Source organism: Vibrio sp. Y10_XG_PY6, from assembly GCF_024181795.1.
Lineage (GTDB): Bacteria > Pseudomonadota > Gammaproteobacteria > Enterobacterales > Vibrionaceae > Vibrio > Vibrio diabolicus.
In genome coordinates this window covers 241,427-255,808 of record NZ_JAMZAQ010000002.1, presented here as the reverse complement: position 1 = coordinate 255,808, position 14,382 = coordinate 241,427, and the positions used below count along the sequence as shown (strand labels likewise).

General features: G+C 46.6%; 11 protein-coding genes. 5 read left to right on the top strand and 6 right to left on the bottom strand.

Going from position 1 to position 14,382, the window contains the following annotated elements; translation table 11 throughout:
- Window positions 1-128: 128 nt before the first annotated feature.
- From ebgA to NL644_RS09475, 3 genes are all read left to right on the top strand, one after another.
- Window positions 129-3,227, top strand: coding sequence for a beta-galactosidase subunit alpha (gene ebgA, locus NL644_RS09485; protein WP_253658339.1), 3,099 nt, complete (start codon window positions 129-131; stop codon window positions 3,225-3,227).
- Between the two features lie 3 nt (window positions 3,228-3,230).
- A complete protein-coding gene (locus tag NL644_RS09480) occupies window positions 3,231-3,692 on the top strand; it encodes a beta-galactosidase subunit beta (protein ID WP_253658338.1) in 462 nt (153 codons plus the stop codon).
- Between the two features lie 78 nt (window positions 3,693-3,770).
- Window positions 3,771-5,204, top strand: coding sequence for an amino acid permease (locus NL644_RS09475; RefSeq protein ID WP_006742400.1), 1,434 nt, complete (start codon window positions 3,771-3,773; stop codon window positions 5,202-5,204).
- Window positions 5,205-5,252: 48 nt separating this feature from the next.
- On the opposite strand, the gene NL644_RS09470 is transcribed toward NL644_RS09475, so the two are convergent.
- Complete coding sequence (locus tag NL644_RS09470; protein WP_253658337.1) at window positions 5,253-6,197, bottom strand: LysR family transcriptional regulator; 945 nt, start codon at window positions 6,195-6,197, stop codon at window positions 5,253-5,255.
- 88 nt (window positions 6,198-6,285) lie between these two features.
- On the opposite strand from NL644_RS09470, the gene chrA reads away from it, so the two are divergent.
- Window positions 6,286-7,425, top strand: a complete 1,140-nt coding sequence (gene chrA, locus NL644_RS09465) for a chromate efflux transporter (RefSeq protein WP_253658336.1) — start codon at window positions 6,286-6,288, stop codon at window positions 7,423-7,425.
- 100 nt (window positions 7,426-7,525) lie between these two features.
- Complete coding sequence (locus NL644_RS09460; protein WP_253658335.1) at window positions 7,526-8,641, top strand: phosphatase PAP2 family protein; 1,116 nt, start codon at window positions 7,526-7,528, stop codon at window positions 8,639-8,641.
- A 99-nt stretch (window positions 8,642-8,740) separates the two neighbouring features.
- Here the strand turns inward: NL644_RS09460 and NL644_RS09455 are convergent, their stop codons facing one another.
- The 5 genes from NL644_RS09455 to NL644_RS09435 are packed head-to-tail and all read right to left on the bottom strand — an operon-like array spanning window position 8,741 to window position 14,382.
- A complete protein-coding gene (locus tag NL644_RS09455; protein WP_213912239.1) occupies window positions 8,741-9,754 on the bottom strand; it encodes a lipopolysaccharide assembly protein LapB in 1,014 nt (337 codons plus the stop codon).
- 21 nt (window positions 9,755-9,775) lie between these two features.
- The gene (locus NL644_RS09450) at window positions 9,776-10,717 is read right to left on the bottom strand and encodes a type II secretion system F family protein (protein WP_213912238.1); all 942 of its coding nucleotides are present in this window, start codon (window positions 10,715-10,717) and stop codon (window positions 9,776-9,778) included.
- A 2-nt stretch (window positions 10,718-10,719) separates the two neighbouring features.
- Window positions 10,720-11,688, bottom strand: a complete 969-nt coding sequence (locus NL644_RS09445; protein ID WP_213912237.1) for a type II secretion system F family protein — start codon at window positions 11,686-11,688, stop codon at window positions 10,720-10,722.
- A gap of 9 nt (window positions 11,689-11,697) precedes the next feature.
- Window positions 11,698-13,143 carry a CpaF family protein gene (locus tag NL644_RS09440; protein WP_213912236.1) on the bottom strand — a complete coding sequence of 482 codons (1,446 nt, stop codon included), beginning with the start codon at window positions 13,141-13,143 and terminating at the stop codon, window positions 11,698-11,700.
- Between the two features lie 30 nt (window positions 13,144-13,173).
- Window positions 13,174-14,382: an AAA family ATPase gene (locus NL644_RS09435; RefSeq protein ID WP_213912235.1), complete on the bottom strand. Its 1,209-nt coding sequence runs from the start codon at window positions 14,380-14,382 to the stop codon at window positions 13,174-13,176.

Genomic DNA, 14,382 nt, shown 5'->3' with positions numbered 1-14,382 from the left:
ATCTTTCCCAGATTATTCATAAGCATTTTTCACAATACATCGGCCGTTGTTTTTGCACTGATGTTGAGCCGCGATGAAACCAATCCGGACTCCAACATAAGCGCACCAAGCCGAGGGGAGATCAAAACGTGAACAATTGGGAAAACTTCCAACACTTACACGAGAATCGTATGGCACCGCGTGCGTACTTTTTCTCCTACGACTCTATTCAGAGCGCACAAACCTTTCAACGTGAACTGAGTCGCCGCTTTATGTTGCTCAGCGGCGAATGGACATTCCGTTATTTCACCAACCCAATGTTGGTACCTGATGAGTTTTACTCACAAACAATGAACGACTGGGGACGCATTACCGTCCCAAACATGTGGCAAATGGAAGGCCACGGCGATCTGCAATACACCGATGAAGGCTTCCCATTCCCGATCGATGTCCCGTTTGTACCAACCGACAACCCAACGGGCGCTTATCAACGCACATTTACACTTGGTCCACAGTGGGATAACCAACAAACCATCATCAAGTTCGATGGCGTGGAAACCTACTTTGAAGTGTACGTAAACGGCGAGTACGTCGGCTTTAGCAAAGGCAGCCGTCTTACTGCGGAGTTCGACATTTCTGCCTACGCACACCAAGGCGAAAACTTGCTCTCTGTACGCGTGATGCAGTGGGCCGATTCCACTTACATTGAAGACCAAGACATGTGGTGGACGGCGGGGATCTTCCGCGATGTTTACCTTGTGGGCAAAGAGCAGGTTCACGTCCAAGACCTAACAATTCGCACCGATTTCGCCGACGATTACCAAAGTGCGACGCTCAGTGCTCAAGTCGAATTGGAAAACCTTTCCACCGCTATCGCGTCTGGCTACACGCTGGAATACGCGCTGCATGACAAAGGCACTATCGTAGCCAGTGGTCAATGCGATTCACTGACTATCCAAAACCACCACTCAACAAGCTTTGCGATTGATATGGTGAGCCCAACGCATTGGACGGCTGAAAACCCTTACCTTTACCACTTGTTCATCACCTTAAAAGATCACCAAGGCAACGTAGTGGAAGTGATCCCACAACGCGTGGGTTTCCGTGATATCAAGGTGCGTGATGGCCTGTTTTACATCAACAATCAATACGTGATGCTGCATGGTGTAAACCGTCATGATAACGATCACCTAAAAGGTCGTGCAGTGGGTATGGACCGCGTGGAAAAAGATCTGATGTTGATGAAGCAACACAACATCAACTCAGTTCGCACCGCACACTACCCTAACGACCCACGCTTCTACGAGTTGTGTGATATTTACGGCCTGTTTGTGATGGCAGAAACTGATGTGGAAACCCACGGTTTTGCCAACGTTGGCGACCTCAGCCGCATCACCAATGATCCTGCTTGGGAAGCAGTGTTTGTCGATCGCGCAGTGCGTCATGTTCATGCGCAAAAGAACCACCCTTCTATCATCATGTGGTCACTCGGTAACGAATCGGGTTATGGCTGTAACATCCGTGCGATGTATACCGCGACCAAAGCAATTGATGACACCCGTTTGGTTCACTACGAAGAAGACCGCGATGCTGAAGTGGTGGATGTGATTTCGACGATGTACTCACGCGCTCAACTGATGAATTACTTTGGCGAACACCCACACGAGAAGCCACGCATTATCTGCGAATACGCACACGCGATGGGTAACGGGCCGGGTGGTCTGACGGAATACCAAAACGTGTTCTATGCGCACGACCACATTCAAGGTCACTACGTTTGGGAATGGTGTGATCACGGCATTCTAGCGCGTGATGAACACGGCCAAGAGTTCTACAAATACGGCGGCGATTACGGCGATTACCCAAACAACTACAACTTCTGCATGGATGGTCTGATTTACCCAGATCAAACCCCGGGCCCTGGCCTGAAAGAATACAAACAAGTCATTGCACCGGTGAAAATCCGCGCCGTTGAAGGTTGCCATGACCGCTTTATCGTTGAGAACAAATTGTGGTTCACCAACCTCGATGATTACACCATTACTGCTGACGTGCGTGCCGAAGGTGAAACCCTGCGCAGCGTGCAATTCAAAGTCGAAGCTTTGGTCGCCAACAGCGAACGTGAAGTGACCATCGACTTGCCAGAGTTGGATGAGCGCGAAGCCTTTGTTAACTTCACCGTACGCAAAGACAGTCGCACACTTTACAGCGAAGCCAACCATGAAATTGCGGTGTATCAGTTCCAACTGAAAGAAAAGACCGCGTCTGCACCTGCGTTCATCAATCGCAACGCACAACCTTTGGTGATTAACGAAAGCCGTTTGGAACACGTAATTGAAGGCCATAACTTCACGCTTACTTTCTCGAAAGTAAACGGCAAGCTGACTTCTTGGCGCGTAAATGGCGAAGAGATCATTCAATCTGAGCCGAGACTGAACTTCTTCAAACCGATGATTGATAACCACAAACAAGAGTATGAAGGTTTGTGGCACCCAGCGCATCTGCAAATCATGCAGGAGCACTTCCGCACACTTGCTGTGGAAGCAACTGATGATTCCGTCTTGATTACAACCACCAGCATCATTGCGCCGCCGGTCTTTGATTTTGGCATGCGTTGTACCTATCGCTATCAAATCAATGCTCAAGGCCATTTGAACATGGAACTGAGTGGCGAGCGCTACGGCGACTACCCTCACGTGATTCCGGTCATCGGCTTGGATTTGGGCATCAACGGCAGCTTTGACCAAGTGAGCTACTACGGTCGCGGCCCAGAAGAAAACTACCAAGACAGTCGCCAAGCTAACCTCATTGATGTTTACCACAGCACCGTAGAAGACATGTTCGAGAACTACCCGTTCCCGCAAAACAACGGCAACCGCCAACACGTGCGCTGGGCATCGCTCACGAACCGTCATGGCACAGGGTTATTGGTGAAACCTCAGCAAGAAATCAACTTCAGCGCGTGGTTCTACACCAACCAAAATCTGCATGAAGCGCAACATACGATCGAGCTAGAAAAGAGTGGCTACATCACCCTTAACCTTGACCATCAAGTGATGGGATTGGGCTCGAACTCATGGGGCAGCGAAGTGCTCGACTCTTACCGCGTGTACATGGACGAGTTCCGTTACGGTTTGACGCTGATGCCACTGCAAGCAGGCGATTGCAACGCACAAGTGATGGCAAACCATGATTTCGACAACGCGTTTTTCACTCAAACCAATACTCAATCAGTCAACGAGGCGTAACCCATGATCGTGTTAGACAGCTTAGAGCAATTCAAACAGGTATATCGCAACGGTCGTAAATGGAACCGCTGTGTGGAAGCCATTGGCAACATCGGCAACATCGGCAACATCAAAGATGGCGTGATGCACTCGATTGGCGATTCACTGGTTTACATGGTTGAAGATGGCATCGCGAAACAAACCGAAACGTTCATCGGTAACCGTCGTTACTTCGATGTGCATTACTACCTCGAAGGCCGAGAAACCGTTGAGTTCGCGGATAAAACCGCGTTGACACTAGAACAAGCTTATCGTGATGAAACCGACCGCGAATTTTTTTCTGGTCAGGGTGAAACACGCGAGCTTTGCGAAGGCCAAGTGGCGATTTTTGAAAACAGTGAAGCGTACCGCTTCCACGGAGAAAACCGCGTAAGAAAAGTGGTGCTCAAAGTGACCATCGAAGATGGCTACTTCCTAAATAAATAAAACAAGAGAAGGGCTGTGGTCACAGCATTACAAGCCCTTCCTCCCTACAATTCCAACGTGATTCACCGGAGATAGAACATGTCTGAATCCAAACGTAATACGATAGGTAAATTCGGGTTGTTATCCCTCACCTTTGCCGCAGTATTTAGCTTTAATAACGTAATCAATAACAACATCGAGATCGGTCTAGCGTCTGCGCCAATGTTCTTTCTGGCGACCATTTTTTATTTCATCCCTTTCTGTTTGATCATCGCAGAATTCGTATCTCTGAATAAAGATTCTGAAGCGGGGGTCTACGCATGGGTAAAAAGCTCACTTGGCGGTCGCTGGGCGTTTATCTCTGCCTACACTTACTGGTTCGTTAACCTATTCTTCTTCACGTCCTTGCTGCCGCGTGTTATCGCTTATGCGTCTTACGCGTTCTTGGGCTATGAATACATTCTGACGCCATTCACCACTACCGTGCTCAGTATGATTTTGTTTGCGTTTGCGACCTACGTATCGACAAACGGCGCGAAAATGTTGGGGCCAATTACGTCGGTGACCTCCTCCCTCATGCTGCTACTGACAATGTCGTACATTTTACTGGCTGGCGCAGCGTTGATCGGCGGCGTAGAACCAGCTGACCCAATTACTGTAGAAGCGATGATCCCTGATTTCAGCTGGGCATTTTTAGGCATTACTACATGGATCTTTATGGCGGCAGGCGGTGCGGAATCGGTCGCGGTTTACGTAAACGATGTGAAAGGCGGCTCGAAATCGTTCGTTAAAGTCATCATCATCGCAGGTATCTTTATCGGTGTACTTTACTCAGTCGCGTCTGTTTTGATTAACGTGTTTGTTCCTAGCGAAACCCTAAAATACACAGGTGGCTCGGTACAAGTATTTGAAGGTTTGGCTGCGTACTTTGGTTTGCCAGAAGTATTGATGAACCGCTTTGTAGGCTTGGTATCCTTCACCGCTATGTTTGGCTCTCTACTAATGTGGACAGCAACGCCAGTGAAAATCTTCTTCTCTGAGATTCCAGAAGGCATTTTTGGTAAGAAAACCGTAGAGCTGAACGAAAACGGCGTACCAGCTCGCGCAGCTTGGTATCAGTTCCTTATCGTTATCCCATTGATGATCATCCCAACATTAGGTTCTAACACCGCTCAAGATCTGATGAACACGGTGATCAACATGACCGCAGCGGCATCCATGCTGCCACCACTGTTCATCATGTTGGCGTACCTGAATCTGCGCTTGAAACTGGATCACGTTGAGCGTGATTTCAAAATGGGCTCACGCAAAATGGGCATCGCTACCGTATCGGTACTGATCGCTATCTTTACGGTTGGTTTCTTAGCATCGACCTTCCCTACTGGGGCCGACATCATGACCATCATTTTCTACAACGTTGGCGGTATCGTGATTTTCCTTGGCTTTGCTTGGTGGAAGTACAGCCAATACGAAAAATCATTGAATCAAGAAGAGCGTATAAAAGAAGCCGCGCCAGCTTCGCAAGCGGTATAACACAGACTCTCAATGACAAACATTCTGGGCACCCTTTGGTGCCCTTTTTTATATGTGAGAGGTGATGGTCGAAGAAACCAGCTCGCGTAGCCAAATGCCTTTGTCTTCATTGTTTCGGCTGGAATGCCACAGCATGGCAATATCAAAATCCGCAACGGCGATCGGCGGCTTAACAGTAATGAGATCGTCCGAAAAGCCCTCCGCCAACGCCATTTTTTCTGGCACGATGGCAATGAGATCGCGCTTTTTCAATAGATGCCGAATCGTGAGAAAGTTGCGCGACGCCACGGTGACTTTACGGCTCAAGCCATGTTCTGCGAGCTTTTGGTCTACTTGTGTCTTTAAGCTCCCATCGGGACTTACCAGAGCTTGCTCTATGTTCGCGAACGCTTCCAGAGTCAGCTGTGTTTCCCCTTTCAATACCTGTTTATCACACATACACACGTGTTTTTCCGTGTACAAGTACAAGCTCTCAAAGTTGTCATCCAACACCGGCATGCTGCCAATAATGACATCGAGCTTTTCGTGCTCAGTTAATGCCACGTAGTTGCTACGATTGACGTTAATAAAACTGATCTGGGCCTCTGGTGCGCGCTGGCGTATTTCGTCATAAAGCCGAGGAGCAAAAATAAACTCGGCATAATCCGTTAACCCAATGCGACATACACCTGCATAATTTTCAGGCTGGAAGGCAGACTTAGTGAGCAAGTCTTTGGCGATAGAGTCCAGCAAATGATGCACGGTTGGCGCGATGTGGTGAGCGTGCTCGGTGGGCTCCATCTTGTGCCCTTTTCGCTCAAAAAGCGGGTCGTCAAACAACAACCTTAAACGAGACAAACTATGACTCATCGCCGACTGGCTAACGTAACTTTTCTCTGCCGCGACGCTAACGCTTCGATGGCGATACAAGTAGGAAAACGTCACCAATAAGTTCAAGTCAATGTTGCGCCACTGAATGTCCTCTTTCACCTCAGCCCCCTTATCCCATTTCATTCATAAATGAAATTAAATTTATCAATTTGAGTCATTTTAGAGCGTCCGATAAATTAGCAACAATGCTTTTTAGATAAACAGGCTCGACATGTTCACCATCTTCAAAACTTTTTTCTGGCTGGGTTGGTTCAGCTTCGGCGGCCCGGCGGCTCATATTGGTTATTTTCGCCAAACCTTTGTTGAGAAACTGAAATGGCTTGATGACAGCGAGTACGCAAAAATCGTCGCGCTCAGTCAGTTTTTGCCGGGACCGGGATCAAGCCAAGTCGGCTTTGCATTGGGTTATAAGCGCGGCGGGTTAAATGGCGCATGCGCAGCATTTGTCGGATTCACGCTTCCTTCGGTGATCATCATGTTGGCACTGGCGATGGTGAGCAGCCAGATCACCGACACCGCTGTGTTTCAAAACATCGTTCACGGCCTAAAACTGCTCGCAGTCGTGGTCGTGGCAGATGCAACCTGGGGCATGTACAAAAACTTCTGCCAAAGTAAACTGACCGCGGGTTTGTGCGTCGCGACTGCGATTGCGTTGCTGGTGGCACCAAGCATCATGACGCAAATGCTCGTGCTACTCGTAGCAGGTTTTGTCGGAATGCGATATCTGAAGAAAGACTCCGCGCCATCAGCCGAGCCGTTTAAACCGTCTATCGCGCCATTGGCTCTATTTGCGGTGCTTTTACTCGGCTTACCGTTAGTGGCTCATACGTTACCTTTGCTTGGACTGTTTAGTGATTTTTTCCAAGCTGGTAGTTTAGTGTTTGGTGGTGGTCATGTAGTGCTGCCGCTTCTGCAAAACATTGTTGGCGACCAGCTCAGCCAAGATGCATTTTTAACAGGCTACGCCGCTGCACAAGCTGTACCGGGGCCAATGTTCACCTTTGCGACTTTTATCGGTTATGAGCTTTCGGATACGCCAATTTTAGGTGCGCTGATCGCAACGCTTGGCGTATTCCTCCCAGGGTTTCTTTTACTGCTTGGCGTTCTTAAAAACTGGCAAGCACTGGCAGGCAAACCGCTGGTCTCCGGCGCCATCAACGGTGTAAATGCCTCAGTTGTAGGGTTGCTACTCGCGGCACTTTACCAGCCAGTATTTAGCAGCGCAGTTGTTGCTCCCATCGACATGGCGTTAGTGATTGCGGGTTTCTATCTACATAAAAAACTCAACCTTTCGGTGCTATGGATGATCGTGTTTTTTGTGGCGGCAGGCCTTGTCACGGGCATGATGTAAAAATCTCAAACGACAAACTCTTAGCGGGCACTTAAATACAAGTGCCCGTTTTCTCAACTAAGCTTAATGACATTGGAAGGATAGAGATGACGGATCGTCGATGGAACAAGACAACAATTACCAGATCAACGTAAGTTGGCAGCAAAAAGCAGCGACTTGGCTCCAGTCTGTGAAGAACGAGTTATTGATCGATAAGATTTTCTACACCTATTGCTTTATCTCGACTGCTGTCATTTATCTTTGTTCTTTATATCTCGATTTCCCTATTGATTACTCTTTTACCACTTACCTTGAAACGCTAATGCAAGCTTTGTATGTCACAGGCTTAAGCTGGTGTATCTATTATTATTTCTATCTCATACTGCGCAAAGAAAAACAGCCAGCAAAGCGCTTCATAGGAAAACTGAAACATCTTATTTTTCCACTGCACCGCCCTGTATCAGTGTTTGTTTCGATGATGGCACTTAACCTGATTTTCTCTAACCACACGTTTTTGAAATCGCTTATTCCAATCATCAATCCTTTTAAATGGGATCTAACCTTTGCGAATATTGATACGCTGTTGCACTTCGGCGTTGCTCCGTGGGAGTTGACCCATGCATTATTCTCCAATGCTTGGGCCTCATTAGGGCTAAATGTAGCCTACAACGCATGGTTTTTTTGTATGTGGGGCATACTCATCTTTTTCCTTATCTACAAAAAATACCCGTTGGTAAGGCAACAGTTTTTACTCACGTTCGCATTGTCTTGGATGATTCTTGGTGTCTTCTTCGCCACGTTGCTTTCTTCAGCAGGCCCATGTTATGTGGAGCTTATCACTGGAGATGAACAGTTTGTTCCTCTGATGAAAACGCTCGAAGTCCAAAGCCAATATCTTACCAATGTAGACGCTGGGCAATTGTGGGCATTGCCTACACAGCAATATCTTTGGGATGAGTACATCGCGAATGCCAATGGTATTGGCTCTGGCATTTCGGCAATGCCGAGTTTGCACGTTTCCATTGCTGTTTTGATGGCGCTATCAATTTATAGACTCAACAAAACCATCGGCTACTTTGCTTACGCTTTCGCAGTCATCATTCAAATCGGTTCGGTACATTTAGCCTGGCATTATGCGATTGATGGCTACCTCGCAACACTCTTGATGGTGATGTTATGGAAGATAGTTGGTTGGGCTTTACGGCGCTATGCTTCTTACCCTGAAAGAAGCGAATGACGGCTAATTGAACAAACACCTTTGCAACGGACTACTCCCCATAAATGAAAAAGCCACTCTATCTTGCAGAGTGGCTTTCTTTTAAAAGGGTCTTCAAATTTATTGGAGAAGCGCGGTAGAGGTATCTCCTCGCTCTCTGACCATTGCCAATGCTCGTTCTAGGTTTTTATTTGCCAGTTCATAATAGGCAGGGTTCTTATCAATAGCCTGTTGTAAATAAGGAATCGCCTCTCCTGGTTTGCCTTGAAGGATCAAGAAATAACCAACATTGTTGAGCGCTTCGGGTTCTGTCATGTGTCGACTAAAAATACTCAGAGCTTGTCGTGGCTGATCTTTAGCTAAAGCAATGAGACCTAAATTATTGATTCCTCTCTCATCTCCTGGCTTGATACTTAGTGCGGCTTGAGTAAAGTGCGCCGCTTTTGAGTAAGCTTTTTCCATGTAGTAGGAGTAGCCAAGGCTGACCAAAGCGTTTACGTTTCTTGAGTCAATATCCAACGCTTTTCGAATTAACGCCTGCGCAATATCGTGGTCGCCACGAATGTCGTAAAGCACACCTAGACCGGAGTAAGCAGAGACTGGTGATTTATCATCATAGCGATATGTTGCAACGCTCTCTGCAGTAATGTTGTCTTTAGTGATGGTAGGATCGCCATCCATGCGAATTTGGTCAGCATTCAAAGCGCGTATGTAGTAGCTTTTCCCAACGTCCTTTTCTCCACGCTTCGTGTATAAAGTACCAAGCTCAGTCAGGGAGCCAATATGATCGGGGTTTTGCGCCAACGCTGCGCGAAACGATCGGTCTGCAAGCTCTTGATTCTCTCTTGCTAAATGAATACGACCGACGGTGTATAAGGTTTTATCTTTATGCACCGCGTTAGGAAAAGAGAGAGAGCGCAAATATTCGTACAAGGCTAAGTCAACATTATTGTTCCTTAATGCGGTGTCCCCGCGAGAAATGGCCTCCTCTTCTGTTTTGGGTGGTTCATCGTTGGTGAGTGATTCAACCGGTTTGCCCGAATAGAGCGATGAATCAAAATCAGATGACTGCTGTGTTGTTGAACATGCCGTAAGCAGCAACAACGAAATGATGACGAATTTTTTTATCCACATAGCGATCCCTATTTTATTGTTCTATTTAGAAAATGCTTCTATTAACGTTATTATTGCTGGGCCAACAGCCACAATGAAGAAACATGGCCATATAAAGAGAATGGTAGGGAATAACATTTTAACGGGTACTTTTGCAGCCATTTCCTCTGCCGCCTGATGGCGTTTATCCCTATAATCCTCCGTGTACTCACGCAATGACTCAACCAAGCTCCCGCCAATTCGTGAAGCATGGCTAAGTATGCTTATGAGACCTAATAGTTCTTCAACTCCCGTTCTCAACACCATTTCATGAAGTGCTTCCGGCATTGTTTTACCGGCCTGAATTTTTTTACACACCGTGTCTAGCTCGTCAGCCAGTTCTGGATGGGAAATCACGAGCTCATCCGCAATACGACGCAAAGCCGCGTTAAAACCTAACCCCGATTCAGTACACACTATGAGTAAGTCAAGCATGTCGGCAACACCCGACTTTATGGCTTTCTGACGCTGTTTCACCATTCTGCGCAAGAAAAAATCAGGGATAAATAGGCCGACAGTTATTGCCAAAATCATGAAAAAATATACAGATTCAGCATCTGGCATATACATATATATCAACACAGAAAAGAAAACACCGATTATCGTAGTAGTCGATTTAAGAGCATAAAATAAGGACAACGCATTACTTTCATGGAAACCTGCGTGCATCAGTCTGGTGCGTGCATTTTGCCGTTCCTTTTCGTTAGTTGGCGATGTCAAAGGTGCTAAGGACTCTAAGGTCTCACTCATTTTTTTACTACGACTAGAAGAGGCCTTTTTATCCCCCGATAGTTCGGCTAGGCGTCTTCTGATGGGTGAGTTAACACCAATAATGACAGAACCAAGCGTCATCACGACTAAGACTGTCGTGATGAGTATCAGCGCCATAAACAGTGTCTCTTGGTTAATAGCAAAACCGTTCAATAAACTTTGAATCGTTTCCATAGCTACACCTCAACATTAATTATTTTACGTATCCACAGCGTACCGATGAATAGAGAGACCATTCCCCCAATGATGAGTTTATGCCCTATCGGTGTATTATGCAGAGGCTCTAGAAACTCTGGTTTAGCAATTGAAATGAATAAATAAAGCGCAAAAGGTGCCAACACCAACACCCAGGCAGACATGCGTGACTCCGCCGAAATGGTTTTAATTTTTCGCGCCAGTTTGAAACGCGCTCTAAGAATATGAGAGAGCTTTTCGATGTTTTCGACCAAGTTACCACCGGTCTCTTTTTGCAATAAGACCGCACTAGAAAAAGCGAGCATGGAGACCGTAGGTGTGCGCTCCGACATTTGCATGATCGCCAAACGCAGATCGTAACCGTAGTTAAGCAGGTTAAAGGTATTCAAAAACTCAGGGCCAAGCGGGGCACTCATTTCCCTGCCTACCTCGCCAAACGCCTGATTAACTGGCCGCCCTGCTTGTAACACGCGTTTAATAATATCGAGCGCCTCTGGCAGTTGCTCTTCAAACCTCATTAAACGATCGGTGATTTTTTTCTGTAAGTAGAAATAAGCAGCAACCCAACACGCTACGACCACACCAACGCACATGTACCAAAGCTGCCCGAATAACAAAAGCAATAGTCCAACCGCAATACCGGCAAGAAAAACAAGCGCGATAACACGAGTAAAGCCCATGGAGATGCCGGCAAGTTCCAACTTTTTCCTGAAGTTTTCGAATGGACCAAATTTGACAAGCCAACGCTCTAATGACGAAAGATTTTTCAACGAGTTTTCTCGCAGTAGAGAGATGCTCTCTTGGTCAATGTGCTTGTGGCTTTCGTGTATCCGCTTGATTAACTGCTTGTGTTTTACCTTTTTCCCAGCCGATGGCAAGATCAACGCCTGACTGATGAAAAAGACAGACAGAAACAGCAGCAAGAGAAAAAGAGGGAATTGACTTTCCATAGCAATCTCCTAACGCGCTTTTTCGTTGAATATTTCAAACGGTACGTCTAAGCCGCGTTTAACTAATTGATCATGACAACTTGGTACAATGCCCGTTGCTTTATACTCACCCAACACGTTGCCCTCTTGATCGATCCCTTGCCTTTGGAAGGTAAAGATCTCGGACATGGTGATCACATCGCCTTCCATGCCGTTGATCTCCTGAATGCTAACCATACGACGCTTACCGTCTTCCTGACGGTCCATTTGCACCACCACATGGATGGCAGAAGCAATCTGCGCCCTTAAGTTTTTGGTGGACACATTCCACCCCGCCATAGAAAACATATTTTCTATTCGGCTGAGCGCGTCTCTTGGCGTGTTGGCGTGAATGGTGGCTAATGAGCCATCGTGCCCCGTGTTCATGGCAGACAGCATATCCACCGCTTCCGAGCCCCGAACCTCACCCACAACAATCCGGTCTGGACGCATACGTAAGGAGTTTTTCACCAAGTCACGCTGAGTAATTTCTCCCTTACCTTCAATGTTGGAAGGTCGCGTTTCTAAGCGAATAATATGAGGCTGTTGCAATTGCAGCTCTGCCGAGTCCTCAATAGTGACAATACGTTGGTCACGAGGAATAAAGCTCGAGAGGATATTCAGCGTGGTGGTTTTACCAGAGCCCGTACCGCCAGAAATCAGGATATTCAGCTCCCCCACCACCGCAGCATTAAGAAACTTCGCCATTTCAGGCGACAAAGACCCCAACTCAAGGAGGTTTTCCATATTCAAACGTTCCACCGCAAAACGACGAATAGAGACAGAAGGGCCATCAATGGCAAGAGGTGGAATAATCGCATTAAAACGAGAGCCGTCTTTAAGTCGAGCATCCACCATGGGTGAGGCTTCATCAATGCGTCGCCCTACTTGGCTGACAATACGGTCAATGATGTTGCGCAGATGAAGCTCATCTAAAAATGTGTGTGGGGTTCTTTCCAGTTTACCAAAACGTTCGACATAAATACTTTTCGGGCCATTGACCAAAATATCAGAGATGGTGGGGTCTTCTAGCAGTGGCTCAAGTGGCCCCAAGCCAAACACTTCATCTTCAATTTGATGAATCACGCGATTGCGCGCTTCCGAACTGAGCGGGTGCGTTTGATCCTCGGCAATCAGTTGCACCACGGCCTCACGCAACTCTTCTTTCGCGCGCGCTTCTTGCAGGTGTGACAACAAGCCAAGATCTAACGTATCTAGCAATTTTTTGTGATAGTAATGCTTAACCGCAAGCTCTTGTTCAAGCTGCTTTTTCTGCTCATCGATCGCTTTCAGCTTGGCTTCTACCGGTGATAGCGACTCTTTTTCGTTTGAGTCATTATCATCAGAATCTGATAACGCCACATTCACTGATTTAGAATCTTTTTTTTCATCTACGGAATTAAAAGAACTCCCGACGCCTTTCCGCTTGAAAAACATAACTCTCCCCCTTACCTAGGTCTACTGACCCTAAGAAAATAGTTTTTTAATCCAACTTTGCTTCTCTTTTTTAGGGCTTTCTAATAAGTGTGAAATCTCTGCCAGAGACGCTTTTAGCGCACTATTTTTCTTAGATTGAACAATTGGGTTGCCCAAGTTCGCGCTCTCTATGGCAATCGCAAAGTTGTTCGGTACCAAATGTATTGAATGTCCGTTTACTGCGTTTTCGATGTCTTTCAAAGAGATACTGGTATTCTTCTCAAAACGGTTCACTATCAATTCAATCTGATGGCTACTTAAACCATAGTCCAATTCCAAAGAGCGTATGTAGCTAACCGCATGTTTTACTGACGTTACATTCTGTTGCATGATTAAAAAGACGTGCGTAGCAGGAGAAACGATCTGTTGATAGACGTGCTCCACCCCATGCGACATATCAACAATGATATGCGAGTAAAACTGCCTTAGCACCGGCAACAACTTGCTGACCTTAGCAGCGTGCTTGTGGTTATTTGGGGCGTCAGCTTGATTAAAACATAAGTAATTAAGCCCAGAAGAGTGCTTGTACACCAAGCCATCAAGGGATAACTCGTCCAAATCACTCACCGAGTCTATGACATCGTTAATGCTGTATTTGGGCTTGCAGTTTAAATAATCTGCCGCATCACTAAACTGCATATCGAGATCAATGAGCAGTACCTTACTTTTGACGTAACTGGACAGCTCAATAGCGGTATTAATGGCTAACGTTGTCGCCCCCGATCCCCCTTTGGTATTGATGAACAGCGTTAAATCACCCAATTTCTTATTGGCGATTTTTTCATCCGCCGTCGATTTTAGCAGCGGGTACAGCTCACCGAGCTCAACAAAGCGAGAGTAATAGTCGGTCGCGCCAAGTTTGAGCGCCATTTTCAGCGATGCGGTGTCGTTCTCATCGCCAAACACAATCAGAGCGGTATGGCTGTTTTGTAAATCACTATCGTTGGAATAAACATTGGCCACTTTTTGCGCCCAGTTGTCGCCGGTTTCCACATACAAAAGATCGGGCGTATGTTTGTTTTTCACCAAATCAAGGTTAAACAGATCCAGCTCAATCCATTCAATATTGACATTGACGCATGCGGATAATTCGTCCGTTAAATGTGATTTAAAACCTGACGTTGAATACACCACCCACACCACCAGATTGGTTTTTAAGTTTTTGTAGCTTTGGCCATTCATTTTTACTGGTTTCAACAT

What these genes read in the sequence shown, in the direction of transcription:
- NL644_RS09450 (WP_213912238.1), bottom strand. Translation starts at nt 10,717, where the DNA reads ATGGAAACGATTCAAAGTTTATTGAACGGTTTTGCTATTAACCAAGAG.
- NL644_RS09435 (WP_213912235.1), bottom strand. Translation starts at nt 14,382, where the DNA reads ATGTTGAAACCAGTAAAAATGAATGGCCAAAGCTACAAAAACTTAAAA.
- NL644_RS09455 (WP_213912239.1), bottom strand. Translation starts at nt 9,754, where the DNA reads ATGTGGATAAAAAAATTCGTCATCATTTCGTTGTTGCTGCTTACGGCA.
- NL644_RS09480 (WP_253658338.1), top strand. Translation starts at nt 3,231, where the DNA reads ATGATCGTGTTAGACAGCTTAGAGCAATTCAAACAGGTATATCGCAAC.
- NL644_RS09460 (WP_253658335.1), top strand. Translation starts at nt 7,526, where the DNA reads ATGGAACAAGACAACAATTACCAGATCAACGTAAGTTGGCAGCAAAAA.
- chrA (WP_253658336.1), top strand. Translation starts at nt 6,286, where the DNA reads ATGTTCACCATCTTCAAAACTTTTTTCTGGCTGGGTTGGTTCAGCTTC.
- NL644_RS09445 (WP_213912237.1), bottom strand. Translation starts at nt 11,688, where the DNA reads ATGGAAAGTCAATTCCCTCTTTTTCTCTTGCTGCTGTTTCTGTCTGTC.
- NL644_RS09470 (WP_253658337.1), bottom strand. Translation starts at nt 6,197, where the DNA reads ATGAAATGGGATAAGGGGGCTGAGGTGAAAGAGGACATTCAGTGGCGC.
- NL644_RS09475 (WP_006742400.1), top strand. Translation starts at nt 3,771, where the DNA reads ATGTCTGAATCCAAACGTAATACGATAGGTAAATTCGGGTTGTTATCC.
- NL644_RS09440 (WP_213912236.1), bottom strand. Translation starts at nt 13,143, where the DNA reads ATGTTTTTCAAGCGGAAAGGCGTCGGGAGTTCTTTTAATTCCGTAGAT.